Source organism: Catenulispora yoronensis, from assembly GCF_039531695.1.
Lineage (GTDB): Bacteria > Actinomycetota > Actinomycetes > Streptomycetales > Catenulisporaceae > Catenulispora > Catenulispora yoronensis.
On sequence record NZ_BAAAQN010000001.1, the window covers coordinates 1 to 15,404 of the forward strand.

The 15,404-nt window shown below is 70.4% G+C and carries 3 protein-coding genes and 1 pseudogene; 3 read left to right on the top strand and 1 reads right to left on the bottom strand.

Going from position 1 to position 15,404, the window contains the following annotated elements; translation table 11 throughout:
* A pseudogene (locus tag ABD481_RS00005) lies at positions 1–953 on the top strand (hypothetical protein); the annotation flags it as partial.
* A gap of 1,268 nt (positions 954–2,221) precedes the next feature.
* On the opposite strand, the gene ABD481_RS00010 reads toward ABD481_RS00005, so the two are convergent.
* Positions 2,222–2,416, bottom strand: coding sequence for a hypothetical protein (locus ABD481_RS00010; RefSeq protein WP_344663341.1), 195 nt, complete (start codon positions 2,414–2,416; stop codon positions 2,222–2,224).
* A gap of 598 nt (positions 2,417–3,014) precedes the next feature.
* Between ABD481_RS00010 and ABD481_RS00015 the strand changes: the two genes are divergently transcribed.
* Both ABD481_RS00015 and ABD481_RS00020 read left to right on the top strand, forming a co-directional pair.
* Positions 3,015–10,235: a SpvB/TcaC N-terminal domain-containing protein gene (locus tag ABD481_RS00015; protein WP_344663342.1), complete on the top strand. Its 7,221-nt coding sequence runs from the start codon at positions 3,015–3,017 to the stop codon at positions 10,233–10,235.
* 51 nt (positions 10,236–10,286) lie between these two features.
* Positions 10,287–15,314: a Tc toxin subunit A-related protein gene (locus tag ABD481_RS00020; RefSeq protein ID WP_344663343.1), complete on the top strand. Its 5,028-nt coding sequence runs from the start codon at positions 10,287–10,289 to the stop codon at positions 15,312–15,314.
* Positions 15,315–15,404: the final 90 nt, after the last annotated feature.

Here is a 15,404-nt window from a genome sequence, read left to right on the forward strand (position 1 = left end):
GCCCTGGAGGAATGGATCATGCTGTGGAACACCAACGCCAAGCCATTCAGATGGACCCGAAACGCCGAGCAGATCATCGACGCCATCGGCCACTACTGCACCCGAATCTCCAACTCAGCTCACTAGCGGCCAACAGTCAAGGCGGCCTGCGGTGGCAAGCCGGCGAGCCTGCTCAGGCAATCCAGGCCTGGACCTCGGCCCTGGAGTTCGGCGATCAGGAGACTCAAGCAAAAGCTGCTTTCAACATCGGCATCGCCCACCATGACGCTCACGACTATCAGACAGCCATATCCAACTTCGAATATTCGCTGACGCTCGCCGCTCCAAAGCTCAAGGCCAAGACTGCGATGATGCTGGCGGCCAGCCACGAAGCTCTGGACGCGGAAGCGCCGACCATCGACGGCTGGTACCGCTGCGCCCTGGAGGTCGGTGATCCCGAATACTCGCCGATCGCGGCCGTGAAACTCAGCGAGCGCATATACCGGCTCGAAGGACCCAGTCCCGAAGCCTTGGACATGGCCAAGATGGGATACGGACCGGAGAATCCGGCGGCACGCGGTGAAGCCGCCTTGATGCATGGTCACATATTGGAGAAGTTGGAGCGCATAGAGGAAGCTATCGCGGCTTATCAGACAGCGATCGACACCGGTCACACCGACTGGACGCCCGCCGGGCATTGCGCCCTCGGCCTGCTGTACGCCTCCCAAAACAGGGTCATGATGGGAAGACGCCACCTGTGGGCGGCTCACGATTCGGGACACCCGGAATACCGTCCGCAAGCGGCCTACTGGCTGGGCATGTTCTCAATGTGGGATGGCACTCATGGGAAGGAAGGCGAGCTCCAAAACGCGGCAATCATGTTTCGGGAAGCTGTTGACAGCGGACATCCCGAATGGGCGCCGGAAGCCAAGTCGACGCTAGCGGCCCTCATTGAGAGCTTCGGAGACTCTTAGCGACTGGCTACCAAGTCGGGTGTGACGCCGCCAATTACCTTGCACGCCCTCTCATGCTGAGCCCACGAGATCAACGGGCGATCTCGCAAGGACTTCTGGTCGCGCGAAGGCGGGGTTCAGATCGGTGTGGCCTGAGCAAGACTCGCGTGCCTGTCCAGCGATCGGGGCCGAAAGTCGTAGAACAGCGCTGGAAGCTTGCGAGCCGTTCCTTTTACTGCGCTCATCAATCTTCCGACGATCTACGACTGTCCGTTTCGTTTGGGGCCTGATTCAGCGGTGTGCTTGCCGACAACTGACTTCGTTGATCCTGATCGGCCAGGAGCGGTTCGGGGTTCGGATCTTGATGAGGTCCGGCGGTGGCTGGCAGAACTCGGGTGTGGCGCGTTGTGATGTGACGGATGCCAAGTGGGCGTTGATCCAGCTGCGGTCGCCAGTGGCTGCTACCGGGCCGTTGCCAGCCGCCAGTGCTGTGAGTGGCGCGCCGCAGGCCACGCCCAGTGCGAACATCAAGGACACGTCGGCGGGTGCGGATCGTACTGACGCATGGCGACGCCGCAAGGGCCCGCGCTGTGGCTGCCCGGCTCGGCCGGCCCCGAGGCGGGCTGAGCAACAAGATCCATGCAGCGGACGACGTCTGCAGGATGCCGTTAGCGTTGCACTCACGCCGGGGCAGGCCGTGGACTGCCGCCACTTCATCGGCGCGGTGGCCGCTGAAAAGGTTTACTTTTCCAAAGGCAACGGGGCTCCATCTGCGTCGGCGCCGTATCTTGGACGATGTCGCGGTGGCGCCATAAGGATGAGTTGCCGAACTCCAGGAGCCTTCGACGGCGAGCACGAGAAGCGATCACCTCGAGCTTGGCCGCCGCTACGATCGCAGCCGGGTTAGCGTAGGAACGCTCCCCGCTCGGCGTGCGTCCACGCGCGTGGCGTTGCCGAGGTTCCATGCAAGTCACGCGGAGGCGGAACCTCGGTGTTGTGCCGCAAGCCCGTGCACGAGGTCCTCCACGAGAAATCGCAACCTGCGTGCGGGCGCTGGGTGCGCACCGGAGACGTGACTCCGGCGAGATCTCGGCGGAGTCCTCACTGGATCAGGGCGGTGTGGGTGCTCCGGGGCGTTCGGGCAGGTGTAGAGCTGGAGGTCGTATCCTCCGGCGAGCTCGATTCGTGTTGGGTGCGCGGTGGTTGGGGCGCGGGTGGTTTGGTCTTCGTAGGGGGTCTAGAACTCCTGGGGGGCCGGCCCGTGGGGTGAGCAGGCATGGTTCCGGCACCTAGTCGGGGTGTACTGCTGGTGGCTCGGGTGGGGTGGTGAGGGTGTCGGTGATCGTAGTGGTGGAGCGCCAGAACAGGGCGGTTTTGGGCTTGGGCTCTGGGGGGTGGTCGAAGGGGCACCACAGTACTTGGAGCAGGTTGGCTTCGGTTGGTGGGTGCAGGGTGGGGATGTCGCGGGTGTGGAGTTGGGCCACCGGCAGCAGGGGGACCGGGGTTTCGGGCCAGGGGCGGCCGGGGGTGAGCTGTCGCGGGCGGGCGGCGTGGAGGGACGTGGGTGGTATTCCGTGTGGTGGGTGGGGGCCGTTGCAGTGGGGCCAGGGCTCGGCGGCGGGCCATAGGAGCGGTCCGCCGGCCGAGGTGGTGTGCGGTGACGGCGAACCGGGGCGGGGATGCAGCCGGGTCGCCGTGGGGGCCAGCGGGGCCAGTTGAGGGAAGACTGTGGTGATGGTGAGTGGCTGCGGGGGTGGTGCTGCTCATCCTGGCTCCCGGTGGTGTTCAGGGCGGGTCAGGTGGATCAGGGTGGATTAGCTCAGGGATCGTACTTGCGTTGTGAATCAGAACCCTGTTTCAGTGACCGGTCTGACCCGACGGCACGGGGAGCCTGGACTGGCGCCATCGTTGCGCTATGCAGGCGTGACGGTGGCGCGATCGCTGCCGGAGGATACGCGAGCCATCCCGCCCCCCACCTGCGGGAACGACTGTCGACGAACTGTCGACGTACCGTCGACGCTCATCGCGAGACTCCAAGTGCCAGGTGTATCAGGTGGAGTGCTGCTTCAGGGGGAGTACAGCATGGGAGACGTGGCGGCCGATACGGTCACCGCTGGTTCGGTGATTTCGCTTCCGCAGGGTGGGGGGGCGGTTGGTGGGCTGGGAGAGAAGTTCAGTCCGGATTTGTTTACTGGGACAGGGAACTTCTCGGTGCCCGTCGTGGTTCCGGGCGGGCGGTTGGGGCTCGCGCCTCAGCTTGCGTTGAGTTACAGCACCGGGAATGGGAACGGTGTGTTCGGGTTGGGGTGGGCGCTGGGTGTTGGGAGCATTGCCCGGCGGACGTCTCATGGGCTGCCGCGTTATCTGGACGGGCCGGGGCCGCATGGGGAGGCGGCTGATGTGTTCGTGTTGGCCGGGGCTGATGACCTGGTGCCGGTGGCTGCGCCGGCGGGCGGGCGGACGCGCTATCGGCCCCGTACTGAGGGCCAGTTCGCGCGGATCGACCACGTTGTCGATGCCAGCGGGGATCGCTGGGAGGTCCGGGGTCGGGATGGTTCGGTGGCTCGCTTCGGTACTGCTCGCCCGGCTGGGGCGGGTGCCGGCTGGCGCGATCCTGCCGCGGTCGTGGATCCGGCGAACCCGGGTCGGGTGTTCGCCTGGCAGCTCACTGAGGCCCGGGACGCGCTTGGCAACGTGATTCGGTACGAGTACCTCAGTGACCACGGTGACGAGTCCGGCCATCGGTGGGACAACCCGCTGCTCGCTCGCGTCTCCTATGCCGACTACGGCGACCGTGACGACCCCTCGTTCCTCGTCGCTGTCGAGTTCGACTACGAGCCGCGTCCCGACGCGCGTTCCGACCGGCGGCCTGGTTTCGAGGTGCGTACCACGCTGCGCTGTCGAACCATCCGCATCGCCACTCAGACCGCTGACGGCACGCGCCGCGTGGCCAGGGAGTACCGGGTCGGCTACACCTCCGCCCCGTTTACCGGCGTCTCGCTGCTCACCCGGATCGACGTCGTCGGCATCGACGAAGCAGCAGGAGCCGGAACCCCAACCCCCGCTTCCCCCACCACCGAGCCGCTGGCACCGCTGACCTTCACCTACACCGCCTTCGACCCCGCCGGCCGCCGGTTCGAACCGCTGACCGGCCCCGCGCTGCCGGCCGCGGCGCCCGGCGATCCGGCTATGGCGCTGGTGGACCTGCGCGGTGCCGGTCTGCCGGATCTGGTGCAGTTCGACGGGACGCCGCGGTACTGGCCCAACGCTGGCGGTGGCCGCTTCGAGCTGCCGCGGCCGATGGCTGAGGCGCCGCCGTTCAGCCTGGCCGATCCCGGCGTGCAGCTGATCGACGCCGACGGCGACGGTCGCCCGGACCTTCTGGTGTCCCTGACCGGGGGCCACAATCCGGCCGGCTACTTTCCGATGGCCTTCGGCGGCGGCTGGCGGCGCCAGTCCTTCCAGCCCTATCGGCTGGCTCCCGCCGCGAGCCCGGCCGATCCCGGCGTGAAGCTCGTCGACCTGGACGGCGACGGCATCACCGACGTCCTGCAGACCACCGCCCGGGGGCTGCTGGCGACGTTCAACGACCCCGACCCGCGCCGGGCCTGGGCGCAGTCCTTGCCGGCCGCCGGGTCGGCCCCGGACGTCGACCTCGCCGACCCCCGGATCCGGCTGGCTGACATGACCGGCGACGGGTTGGACGACATCGTCCTGATCCGCAGCGGCGGCTTCCAGTACTGGCCGAACCTGGGCCGCAATCGCTGGGGCGAGCCGGTCGTCATGCGGCACGCGCCGCGCCTGCCCGACGGCTACGACCCGCGCCGGATCCTGCTGGGCGACTTCGACGGCGACGGGGCCGCGGACCTGCTCTACGTCGACGACCGCAGGATCCTGCTGTGGGGCAACCAGTCCGGGAACGCCTGGACCCCCGCACCGATCGTGATCTCCGGCATCCCGCCGCTCGTCGACACCGACCACGTCCAGCTGGCCGACCTGCACGGCACCGGCACCTCCGGGGTGCTGTTCAGCCGCCCGGCGGACGGCTCGGGCCGCCCGCACCTGTGGTTCCTGGATCCCACCGGCGGCGTCAAGCCGCACCTGCTGACCGGGATCGACAACCATCTCGGCGCCCAGACCTCGATCCGCTACGGGACGTCCACCCAGGAGTTCCTGCGCGACGACGCCAAGGCGGCGACCCGGTGGCGCACGACCCTGCCGTTCCCGGTGCAGGTGGTCTCGCACGTCGAGGTCGTCGACGCGATCTCCGGCGGCCGCCTGACCACCGAGTACCGCTATCACCACGGCTACTGGGACGGGGTGGAGCGCGAGTTCCGCGGGTTCGCCCGGGTCGAGCAGTTCGACACCGAGTCCTTCGCCGACGCGCCGAAGACCGGTCCCGGCGCGGCTCCGGACGGGCACTTCTCGCCGCCCACCCTGACCCGGAGCTGGTTCCACCCCGGCCCGGTCGCCGCCGTGGAGGCGGGCGACTGGACCGAGCTCGACCTCAGCAGCGAGTACTGGCCCGGCGACGCGCCGATGCTGACCCGGCCGCCGGAGACGACCGCCTTCCTCAACGGCCTGGCCCGCACCGTGCGTCGCAGTGCACTGCGAGCGATGCGGGGACATCCGCTGCGTTCCGAGCTGTACGCGCTGGACGGCACCTCCCGCGCCGACCGGCCGTACACCGTGGTGGAGGTGCTGCCCGGCGTCCGCGAGGAGTCGCCGCCGCGACCGGGCGAGAGCCGGGAGCGGGTCTTCCTCCCGGTCCCGCTGGCCACCCGGACCACCCAGTGGGAACGCGGCACCGAGCCGCTGACACAGTTCACCGTGCAATCCGGCCTCGACACCTACGGACTGCCGATCGGCGAGGTCCGGATCGCCGTGCCAAGGGGCCGCGATCCCCGGGTGGCCGCCAGTTCGGCCGAGCCCTATCTGGCCACGAGGACCACGTTCCAGTACGCGCGCCGTGACGACGCGGACCACTACCTGGTGGACCGGGTCGCGAGCACCACAGTCCTGGAGATCGTCAACGACGGCCGCACCCCGGCCCTGGACCTGGCGAGCGCCGCGGCCGGCCCTGGCCCCACCCCCGCCCCCAGCCCCGTCACCACCCAGCGCCTCATCGGCCACAGCCGCACGTTCTACGACGGCGAGGCGTTCGCCGGCCTGCCGCTGGGCGCGATCGGCGAGCACGGACTGCCGGTCCGCACCGAGACGCTGGCGTTCACGGACGGGTTCCTCAGTACCCTGTTCGACCCCGCCGCCCCCGGTGCCGTCACCCCGCGGCCGGTGTTCCTCGACCCCGCAGGGGTCACTACCTGGCCCGCGGAATACCCGCAGGAGTTTCGCACCCTGACCGCGCCCTTGGCCGGCTACCAGCACTACGCCGACACCGACGTCCCCGGCTCGCCCGGCGGCTACTACGTCGTCGGCGCCCGCCGGCGCTATGACGTCCACGACCCCGCCCGGGTGCCGCGGGGCCTGGTGATCGCCGCCCTGGACCCGTTCGGCTCCTCGACGACTGTCGGGTACGACCAGCACGACCTGCTGGCCGTGCAGTCCACCGACGCCGCCGGCCTGAGCGTCACCGCGGACCACGACTACCGCGTCCTGCAGCCCAGCCGGGTCACGGACGTCAACGGCAACACCTCCACGGCCGCCTACACGCCCTCGGGCCTGCTGGCCGCCCGGTCCGTGCACGGTGCCGACGGCACCGGCGACGGCGCGAAGCCCAGCGTCCGGCACACGTACGACCTGCTGGCCTTCGCAGAACGCGGACAGCCCGTGTCGGACCGCACCGAGCGCCGCGTGCACTTCGACACCGACACCTCGATACCGCCCGGGCAACGGGACGAGACCATCACCTCGGTCCAGTTCTCCGACGGGTTCGGCCGGATCGTGCAGGTCCGGTCCCAGGCCGAGGACACCCTGTTCGGCGACCCGGTGTTCGGCACGGACATCATCCCCGCGGCCGACCTGAGCACGCCCGGCGCCACCACTGGCCGCACCCGGAATCCGGCCGACCCGGACAACGTCGTGGTCAGCGGGCTCCAGGTGTACGACAACAAGGGCCAGGTCGTCCAGAAATACGAGCCCTACTTCGGCACCGACTACGCCTACGCGCCGCCCGGTGCCGACCAGCTCGGACGCCGGACCCTGATCTTCTACGACCCGCGCGGCCAGGCCGTCCGCACCGTGGAGCCGGACGCCAGCGAGCGCCTGGTCGTCACCGGCGTTCCGGCGGACCTCAAGGACCCCGCCGCGTTCGAGCCGACGCCCTGGGAGACGTACACCTACGACGCGAACGACAACGCCGGCCGCACCCATGGCGCCGCAGCACAGGCGTTCGCCGGCAGCTGGGACACCCCGGCCTCGATCGAGGTCGACGCGCTGGGCCGCACCGTGCGCAGCGTCGCCCGGACCGCCGCGAGCCAGCAGCCCGACGCCCTCCTCACCACGCGGTTCACCTACGACATCCAGAGCCATCTGCTCACGGTCACCGACGCCCTCGGCCGCCAGGCCTTCGGCTACGCCTTCGACCTGCTCGGCCGGCGCTGGCGGGTCGACGGCGCCGACGCCGGCCGTCGCGACACAATTCCCGACGCCCTCGGCAGCGCAATCGAGAGCCGCGATTCCAAGGGCGCCCTGCAACTGGGCGGGTTCGACCGGCTGCACCGGCCGATCCGGCTCTGGGCCCGGGACGACAAGGCCGGGCCGACGACCCTGCGCCAGCGGATCGAGTACGGCGACGCCGGCGATCCGGCGCAGCCGGCGTCGGATCGGGCCGCGGCCGCCGCGGTGAACCTGCTGGGCCGCCCGGTCCGGCAGTACGACGACGCCGGCCTGGTCACCACCGACCGCGCCGACCTGCTCGGCAACGTGCTGTCCACGGGGCGCCGGGTGATCGCGGACGCTCCGGTGGCCGCCGTGTATCAGAACGCTGCCGCCAAGGGCTGGGACATCACGCCGTTCCAGGTCGACTGGACCCCGGTCGCGGGTCAGACCCAGAGCGCCCACGACGCGGCGCTGCTGGAGGCGACCTCCTACCAGACGACCTCCGGGTTCGACGCGCTCAGCCGGATCACCAGCCACACGTACCCGGCCGAGGCCGGCGGCCAGCGGCAGGTGCTGACCCTGGCCTACGACCGGTCCGGCGCGGTGGACCGGATACAGCTCGGCGGCGTCGTCCACGTCTCCCGGATCGCCTACGACGCCAAGGGCCAGCGCTCGCTGATCGCCTACGGCAACGGCACCATGACCCGCCACGCCTACGACCGGGACACCTTCCGGCTGCTGCGGACCCGCAGCGAGCAGTTCACGACCGCCGACGACCTCACTTACCAACCGGTGGGGACCGCGGCGGTCCAGGACCACGGGTACGACTACGACCTGGTCGGCAATGTCCTGCGATTCCGCGACCGGACGCCGGGCAGCGGCATCCCGAACAATCCCGACGCGCTCACCGAGACCGACCCGGTGCTGCGCAAGCTCCTGGGCTCCGGCGACGCGCTGAACCGGAGGTTCGGCTACGACCCGGTGTACCGGCTGCTGACCGCGACCGGCCGGGAGTTCGCATCCCCGCCGACCGGCGACCCGTGGCTGGACGCGCCGCGCGGTGCGGACCGGACCCAGGCCAAGGGGTATCAGGAGGCTTACCAGTACGACCAGGTCAATACCCTGACCTCGCTGAGCCACACCGGCACCGGCGGCTCGTTCACTCGCGGGTTCATCCCTGAGGACGCCAACGACCGGCTGCACCGCCTCACCGTCGGCGGCACGCCGATCGACTACACCTACGACGCCAACGGCAACACCACCGGCGAGGCGGCCGCGCGGCACTTCTCCTGGAACCATGCCGACCGGCTCAAGGCCTTCGCCACGCAGACGCCGGGCTCCGAGCCGTCGGTGCACGTGCAGTACCTGTACGACACCAACGGTGAGCGCGTGAAGAAGCTGGTGCGCCGCCAAGGCGGCACCGTGGACGTCACCCACTACATCGGCGAGGCCTTCGAGCACCAGCGCTGGGGCGGGACGGCCCCCGGGCAGAACAACCATCTGCACGTGTTCGACGTCCGGCGGCGGGTCGCGCTGCTCCGCACCGGCCCCGCCCGCCCCGGCGACAAGAGCCCGGCGACCAGCTACCAGCTCACCGACCACCTCGGCAGCAGTACCGCGGTGCTGGACGGCACCGGCGCGGTGATCAACCGCGAGGAGTACACGCCGTACGGCGAGACCAGCTTCGGCAGCTTCACCCTCAAGCGTTTCCGGTTCCTGGGCAAGGAACGCGAGGAGGAGAGCTCACTGGTCCTCACCTCCGCGCGGTACTACGCGCCGTGGACGGCGCGCTGGGTGTCCTGCGAACCGCTGGGCGGCCTGGGCCACCCGGTCAGTCCGCCGACGGCCGACGTGCTCAACTCCTACTGGTACGCGAAGGCCAACCCGCTGCGCCTGGTGGACCCCGACGGGCGCGCGCCGGCCATCGGCCCGGACCTGACGCAGAAGGTCCCGCCGGTCCTCGGGTCGGAGGCCCACCGGGACATCCTCCCGGTGTTGGCCGGCCGGCTGCAGTACCTGGGCTACGACGCCCGCGTCGACACCCAGGGCCTGGCGGCGGATCTGGCCAGAAACGGCATCCTGACCGCGCCCGGCGGGTCGTTGTCGGGCAAGTCCCGGGGCGAGCTCGACCTGCTGATCAACGTTCTGGAGGACGGGGTCAAGGTCGGACACGTCTATGAGCTCAAGCCCGCCCGCCTGGTCGGCTCGTCCCGCACCACCGCGCAGGTGAACAAGCAGGTGAGGTTCGGGCAGAAGCTGGCGTTCCCCGGCAACCCGCTGTTCTACAAGCCCGGCACGGTATTGGACCAGGCGAGCGCCTTCGAGCAGAACGTCGTGCTCACCAACGTCGTGGTCGACAAGGGCGAGTTCATCCGTGTCTACAGCCTCTGGCTGATCAGGGACGAGGCCGGACGGGTGATCCCGGGACAGATCGGCTACAACTACAGCGATAGTGACAAACAAAGGCGGGAAGAACGACAGCCGGAGCAGAGACAGTCCGCCACGGACTCCGACCGCGACTCGCTGCGCGAGTCCCTCCGGAAGACGCCGGATCCGCCTCTCATCATTGAGAAGCCCGGCCCCTTCGGACCGGTCGACGGCGACGGCCCCGGCGACAGCGACAGTCCGGGCCCGCGGCCGCTGACTCCCGAGGAGCACAAGCAGGCGGCTCGCAACTACGGGGTCGTGGCCATCATCGGGATCGGGCTGGCCGCCATCGCCGCCATCATCACCGCTCCGCTGTAGTCGCGCTCGCTGCTCTCGCGGTCCACAAACACTCACGGAGGAATCTTTTTCATGGGCATCACAGTCGGATTCAGCAGTCCACCGAACGGCAGCACCGTTCCGTCCACCCCGTTCGAGGTGCGCGGGTTCATCGGCGACGACGGACAACCGCCGCCCGAGCCGAACGCGACCGAGGGCCTCAACGCGATCTTCGTCTCCTTCGTCCCTGGAGGGCCGAAGACCGCCGCCACCATCAACCCGGACAACACCTGGTCGGTCACCGGCAGCGCGCCGGCGGGGGCACACCACGGCGACCCGGTCACGGTCACCTTCGAGGCCACCGTGATCGTCCTCACCCCCGACAATCCCGGGGACAGCTTCTCCTTCCAGATCATCGACAGCCTGCACCTGGTCCTGGAGATCCCGGACTCGGTCCCGCCCCAGGTCTCGGTCAACGCCTTCGAGGACGACAAGACCGTCGACCAGCCGCCGTTCCACGTTCCGGCGATCACCGGCACCGCCACGGACACCTCCGGTATCGCCACCGTCCAGTACACGTTGCAGCACGACAACGACCCGGAGAGCCCGCGGCACAACGCCGACTCGGTCACCGGGCCGAACACCGCCGTGAGCTGGTCGATCAACAACCTCGACTTCCCGGTCGGCCGCACCAAGGTCCAGATATTCGCCGCCGACACCCGTGGCAACGAGGGCTCGGCCACCGTGTTCGTCTCGGTCCGGGTGAAGATCCCGCAGGGACCGGTCGAGCTGGCCTTCGACACCACGTCCTATCTGGCCGAGCTGCTCGGCCTGGCCAACCGCGACCTGCGCATCGCCGGGGCGGCCGGCGCGCCGGCGGTCGCCGACGTCGCCGCCCGGATCAAGCAGCCGCTGGCCGGGATCCTGGATCCGGCGCACCACGCCGAGGCGGTCCGGGACGTACTCCAGCCGCGGCTCGCCGTCGAGATCCTGCGGACCCAGTTCACCACTGCGCCGCCGGACGCCCTGGAGCGGAACCACCGGTTCACCGCGTACCAGGCGCTGCTGCGCACCATCGGAACCGACTTCGCCGAGCTGCGCCTGGCCCGCGGCGCCGACGACGCCACCCGGGCCGCGCTCGGCGCGCGGATCGGGGTGCTGACCTCCACCACCCGGCCGGACCGGCTGGACCAGCTGCTGCTGGACTCCGCCACCCTGACCGAGGCGCAGCTGGAGACGTTGTTCGGCTTCCGGACCACCGCGCCGGACGACCTCACCGTCCCGCACCTCACCGCGCAGCTGCTGCTGTGGCAGCGGGACGCGTTGCGCGACCAGTGGTTCTCCGACGACCAGCGGGACCGGGACCAGGCCGCCGGCGCGCTGCCGGTGGTGGACCCGGACCTGGTCGACGACGGCGACTTCGTGGTCCGCGACGCCACGGATCCGGCGCGCGTGCTGTGGGTGCAGCGCGGCCAGCAGGTCGCGCAGCTGCTCACCGACGAGGCGGCCGCGCTGTCCGGGGCGAACCGCACCCCCGCCGGGTTCGACACGGCACTGACCGCCGCGACCCTGACCACCGACGGTCGCTCGCTGGATCTCGCGGCGCTGACCGCGCAGGAGGCGGCCGGCGTCGACATCCGCGAGGCGCTGCTCCCGTTCGGGGTGTCCCCGGACGCGTACCGCTACCTGGTCCGGCTCCGGCAGCTGGTGGCCGGCGCGACGCTGACCGAGGACGAGTGGCAGGACATCGGCTCCATCCTGGTCCAGAGCCGCAAGAGCCGGCTGTTCCGGCAGTGGCGGATCGAGGAGCGGGCGGCGCACGTGGTGCTGGCCCCGGGGACGTTCGTGGTCGACACCGCGTTGAACTCGGCCGGGCCGGCCGACCCGAAGCGCTGGCGGCGGCCGTCGAACCTGCGGCTGGAGTGGCTGCGGACGGTCCACGTCCGCGCGAAGCAGGCCGCTGATCTGGACCAGGCGGCGCAGGACGGGGTGGACTCCGTCGAGGTGCGCACGCTGCCGGCGCTGCGCGACGCGCTGCTCGCGGAGCTCGGCGCCCGGCAGAGCCCGGCCGAGACCGCGGCCGTCACCGCCGAGCGGCTGTCGCGGCACCTGGGCATCGATCTGCAGGCCGCCTCGGACGCCCGGACCTCCCGGGTGGTGCAGGCCGTGGACTCGGTGCAGGAGCTGCTGGTCGGGGCCCGGTCCGGGGTGTTCGCCGGGCCCGGCGGGGACACCCTGGTCCAGGAGAACCTGGCCGACTTCGACCTCGAGTTCGTCTGGCTGTCGTCGTACCCGCGCTGGCGGTCGGCGATCACCACGTTCGCCTACCCGGAGAACCAGGTGCGGCCGAACGCGTTCGTCGACGAGTTCGTCACGAACGACATCCAGCTGGTGCCGACCGCCGCCTTCCAGGCGCTGCTCGTCGACCTCGCCCGGCGGCCCTCGCTGAGCCCGGGCGACGCCCGGAACCCCGATCCGGAGCGCGGGCCGGTCGCGCGCTACCTGCGGGACAGCGCGGCGCAGGCGCCGGGCCTGCCGGCCGGGTTCACGCTCACCGACCAGCGCACCAACCAGGACCTGGCGGCCCTGCGGCAGACCTGCGCGGCCCTGACCTCCGGGCTGACCGCCGAGAAGGACGTCCCGCAGCATGTGCGCGAGGTGTTCTGGCTGGTGCCGATGGCGGTGGGGCGCAAGCTCCAGGACTCCGGCAACTTCCAGGCGGCCCTGGACTGGTACCGGACCGTGTTCGCCTTCAACCTGCCCGGCGCCGACCGCCTGATCTACACCGGCCTGGGCTTCGAGGCGACCCTGACCTCCGACTTCGGCCGGTTGCCGGACTGGCTGGCCCGGACCGCCGAGCTGAACCCGCACCTGACCGCGCGCAAGCGCAAGGGCGCCTACACGAAGTTCACCGTGATGTCGATCATCGAGTGCTTCCTCGGCTTCGGCGACGCGGAGTTCAGCCGGAGCACGCCGGACTCCAACGCCCGCGCGCAGTCGTTCTATCAGACGGCTGTCGACCTGCTGCGGCTGCCCGAGGCACAGCCGGAGTTCGGGCCGGGGATCCCCTTCCCGGAGAACCCGGTCTGGCAGTCGCTGCGGCAGCGCGCCGCGAACGGCCTGGCGAAGATCCACGCCGGACTGAACATCGCCGGGCAGACCGACCTGTCGGCCGGCGGGTCCAGTACGCTGCCCAGCCAGTACCGGTACAGCACCCTGATCGAGCGGGCGAAGAACCTGGTCACCACCGCCCAGCAGGTGGAGGCCACCTACTTGTCCGCGCTGGTGCAGGCCGACAACGCCGCGTACAGCGAGGCCCAGGCCCAGCGCGACCTGGCCTCGGCCGGGGCGGCGCTGAGCGTGGAGGGGCTGAAGGTCACCGCGGCCGGGGAGGCCGTCACAGCGGCGCAGACCCAGCGCGACAAGGCCGCCTTCCAGGCCGGCCACTTCGACCAGCTGATCGCGGCCGGCCTGAACTCCCACGAACAGGACCAGCTCGACCACCTGGGGGAAGCCGCGGACCTGGCGACCGGGGTCGCGGCGCTGACCGGGCTCAGCTCCGTACTCAACGGGATCGAGAACCCGACGTCGATCCTGGGCGGGGCCACCGCCACGGCCGGGGCCCTGTCGCAGGCCGCCTCCCTGGACGCCCAGGTCGACGGCCTGCAGGCGAGCTTCGAGCGCCGGGAGCAGGACTGGCTGTTCCAGCGCGCCGTCGCGACGCGGGACGTGGAGATCGGCGAGAACCAGATCACCTCGGCCCAGACCCAGCAGCAGATCGCGGTCGCCGACCAGGGCATCGCCGCGCTCAACCTGCAACACGCGACGCAGACCGCCGACTTCCTGGCCACGAAGTTCACCAACAGCGCGCTGTTCGAGTGGATGAGCGGGGTGCTGGGCGGGGTGTACGCGTACTTCCTTCAGCAAGCCACCACGCTGGCCCGGCTCGCGCAGGCGCAGCTGGCCTTCGAACGCCAGGAGCCGAGCCGGGAGCTGATCCAGGCCGACTACTGGCAGGGTCCGCCGGACCCGGGCGCGCTCGGCGTCAGCTCGGACCGGCGCGGCCTGACCGCGGCCGAGCGGCTGCTCCAGGACATCGCGCAGCTCGACCAGTTCGCCTTCGACACCGACCGGCGCAAGCTGCAACTGACCCACACGCTGCCGCTGTCCCGGTTCGCCGCCGTGGAGATGCAGCAGTTCCGGAACACCGGGGTGCTCACCTTCGCCACGCCGCAGAGCCTGTTCGACGCCGAGTTCCCCGGCCACTACCTGCGGCTGGTCAAGCGGATCCGGCTGTCGGTGCTGGCGCTGCTGCCGCCGGTGCGCGGCCTGCGCGCCACCCTGTCGGCGTCCGGCGTGTCGCGGGCGGTGGTGGTGCGGGACACGTTCGACACCGTCACCATGCGCCGCGACCCGGAGTCGATCGCCTTCACCTCGGCGGTCAACGCCACCGGCCTGTTCGAGCTGGCTCCGGAGGACGGCAAGCTGGGCCCGTTCGAGGGCATGGGCGTCGACACGGTCTGGCAGCTGGAGCTGCCCAAGCCGGCGAACCCGTTCGACTACCGCACCATCTCCGACGTGCTGCTCACCGTCGAGTACACGGCGCTGTCCAGCACGGAGTACCGGGACGACGTGATCAGGACCCTGTCGGGCACGGTGAGCGCGGACGCGACGTTCAGCGTGCGGGACCAGTTCTCCGATGCCTGGTTCGCGCTGAACAACCCGGACGCGCTCGACGACCCGGCCGACCGGATGCGCCTCACGCTGCCGCTGACCGCCGACGACTTCCCGCGCAACCTCGACGGGATCGAGGTCGAGCAGCTCACGCTGTTCGCCGTCCGCGACGACTCGCTGGCCGAGGAGCTGACCGTGCTCTCGGTCACGCATGTGACGCCCGGCGCGGCCGTCACGACCGGCCAGGTGGTCACCGGCGGCGGCGTCGCCGGCACCCGCCACCCGGGCGCGGCGCCGTGGCGGACGTTCGTGGGGACGTCGCCGCTGGGAGAGTGGCAGTTCCAGCTGCCGGACACGGCGGCTGTCCGGTCCTGGTTCACGCGGGAGCTGATCAAGGATCTGGTGGTGGTGTTCACGGTTTCGGCTGTGACGCCGCAGTGGCCGTAGGGCTGGGGGGCTCGGCGGGCTCGGAGGGCTCGGCACGCTTTCTGCGGGCTCGGCGGGCGGATGGACGGTCACCGGGATCAAAAGGGTCCC